The 1,904-nt window shown below is 69.3% G+C and carries 3 protein-coding genes; 1 reads left to right on the forward strand and 2 read right to left on the reverse strand.

Annotated features, from left to right (window positions below):
- On the forward strand, nucleotides 1–578 hold a 578-nt coding region (locus GRX66_RS18570), incomplete at its 5' end, for a Gfo/Idh/MocA family protein (RefSeq protein WP_201293098.1).
- An 80-nt stretch (nucleotides 579–658) separates the two neighbouring features.
- Here the strand turns inward: GRX66_RS18570 and GRX66_RS18575 are convergent.
- Complete coding sequence (locus tag GRX66_RS18575; protein ID WP_325064200.1) at nucleotides 659–1,186, reverse strand: plastocyanin/azurin family copper-binding protein; 528 nt, start codon at nucleotides 1,184–1,186, stop codon at nucleotides 659–661.
- Between the two features lie 88 nt (nucleotides 1,187–1,274).
- Nucleotides 1,275–1,904: GNAT family N-acetyltransferase (locus GRX66_RS18580; RefSeq protein WP_159527800.1), on the reverse strand; the 630-nt coding region annotated here is incomplete at its 5' end.

Genomic DNA, 1,904 nt, shown 5'->3' on the forward strand with positions numbered 1-1,904 from the left:
ACGCCGACGCCGCGGGGTCCGGCGCGCTCGGCGACCTCGGCGCGCACAGTTTCGACCTCGCGCGCTTCCTCGTCGGGGACGTCGCCGCGGTCAGCGGCCACACGGAGACGTTCGTCGACGAGCGCGTCCCCGAGTCCGGCGGCGACCCGCGGCCCGTGACGGTCGACGACGCGTTCGCCGCGCACGTCGAGTTCGAGAACGGGGCGATGGGCACGTTCGAGGCGTCCCGTTACGCGACCGGCCGGAAGAACGGCCACACGTTCGAACTCGACGGGTCGGACGGCGCGGTCAGATTCGACCTCCAGCGCCTCAACGAACTCGAGGTCAAACGCGAGGACGGCCGTGGGTTCGAGACGGTGCTCGTGACCGAGGCCGACGACCCGTACGGCGGCCACTGGTGGCCGCCCGGACACGTCCTCGGGTGGGAGCACTCGTTCGTCCACGAGAACTACGAGTTCCTCTCCGCGGTCGCCGACGACGGGTCGTTCGCACCGGACTTCCAGGACGGCCTCGCGGTCCAGCGGCTACTCGACGCCGTCGAACGCAGCGACGAGTCCCGCCAGTGGGTGTCAGTATAGCCGGGTGAGTTTCGGGTCGCGAGAAGGGGACGTGACCAACTGCGGCCTGGTACAGTCCAGGCCCGTGCAATCGGCGGACGTTACTCCTCGACGTCGCCTTCGCCGTAGTCGCCGCCGTACCGCATGAAGAAGTACGTCAGGCCGAGAATGGACGTCATCGAGCCGACAGCGGCGACGCCGAGCGTCTTCGCGCTGTTCGGCAGGACCGACTGGTAGCCCGTCTCCTCGGGCGGGTCGTCCGTGACCTCGACGCTGGCCTTCATCCCGAGACTCGCGTGTGGCGTACAGACGTACTCGTAGGTGCCCTTCGTCTCGAACGTGTGTTCGTACTCGAACCCGGAGTCCTCGAGGCCTTCGTGGCCCTCCCAGTCGGCGCCGTCCGGGATGGACTCCGGAACGACGTTGTGGCCGCCGGAATCCCAGACCCACTTCACGGTGGTACCGGGTTCGACGTAGAGCGTTTCCGGGTCGAAGACGTTGCTGCCGCCCGGGCCGACGCGAACCTCGCTCGAGCCGCTGCTCTCCTCCGCTGCCGCGGCCGTGCCTGTCGCCGCGACGCCCGCTGCCGCAGCGCCGGCGCCTGCGCGAAGGAACCTGCGGCGCGTCACACGGTCGTCTCCTGGTGCGTTCATAGCCGCCGCTAGGGGGCACCGGGTACTGAATACTTTGGTTTGGGAATCCGGGGGTGGGCCGGAGTTACTCGGTCGAGGAGCGTTGCGCTGGCGGCTGCTTGACGCGCCTCGCGAGTTCGCCGTCGAGGTCCAGCGTCATCTCCAGTTCCTTGCGGAGGCGGTCGGCCACGTCGAAGCCGAGGTTGTCGTAGACGTGGATGGCGCGCCGGTTCCCGCTGGCGACGGTCAGCCGGAGGGAGTCGGCGCCGCGCTCGTCGACGTGCGCGACGAGCTGTTTCAGCAGTTCGGTGCCGATGCCGCGCCCGCGGTAGTCCGGGTGGAGGAACACGACGAGTTCGGGGTTGCGGTCGTCGGCGGGCGCCGCAGCGACGTGCCCGACAATCTGGCCGTCGATGTCCGCGACGAAGTTCAGGCCGTTCTCGGCGAGGCCGTCCAGCCAGCGTTCGCATCGTTCGCGCGTCCGCGGCGGCAACCCCAGCGTGGTCATCTCCCCGTCCATGGCGTCGTACATCTCGAGGAGCGCATCGGCGTCGTCGTCCTCGAGTGAGCGGACGATGTACGGCCGGCCGTCGTCGTCGTACGCTCGCGGACACCGGGCCTGACAGTACACGGTCCCCTCGCAGCGGGAGTTGTCCCACGCGCTGCAGGCAGCGCCCTCCTCACCGGTCTCGTCCACAGCCCCGGCCTCCGTTGG

It is taken from the genome of Halobacterium bonnevillei, assembly GCF_009831555.1.
Lineage (GTDB): Archaea > Halobacteriota > Halobacteria > Halobacteriales > Halobacteriaceae > Halobacterium > Halobacterium bonnevillei.